Genomic DNA, 356 nt, shown 5'->3' with positions numbered 1-356 from the left:
CCTCTCGGGACATCACCGCGTGATGCCCTGCTGGGCAGTGGTCAGACAGGCTTGGATCGCGGCGTCACTGTAGACTGTCTGCCCGCCGCGCTTGCCCGATGGTGCAGCGTGCCAAGGCGTCGACGGGTCAAACCAGACCGTCAAAGATCCGCGCTCACGTAGCGAGGCGTTGCAAGTAGACCAGTTCAGTGTGCGGTAGCGGTTCGGAACAGGCTTGGACATGCCGTCCAGCTATGCTGCTGGAGGCGCAATGTGAATCCCAACCAGGCTTCGTGCAACATGTATAACCGCCCCATGCGCAAGAGGGATCTTCGAAGCTTGGTCTGACGCGCCGTCGGGTGCTGACATGTATCCGG

1 pseudogene is annotated in these 356 nt (G+C 61.2%); it reads right to left on the bottom strand.

Annotated features, from left to right (window positions below):
- Positions 1-39 precede the first annotated feature (39 nt).
- Positions 40-222 (bottom strand): annotated as a pseudogene (locus Q1A87_RS23880) (transposase); the annotation flags it as partial.
- Positions 223-356: the final 134 nt, after the last annotated feature.

This window comes from uncultured Jannaschia sp. (genome assembly GCF_947494055.1).
Classification (GTDB): Bacteria; Pseudomonadota; Alphaproteobacteria; order Rhodobacterales; family Rhodobacteraceae; genus Jannaschia.
This window is presented reverse-complemented; position numbering and strand designations above follow the sequence as displayed.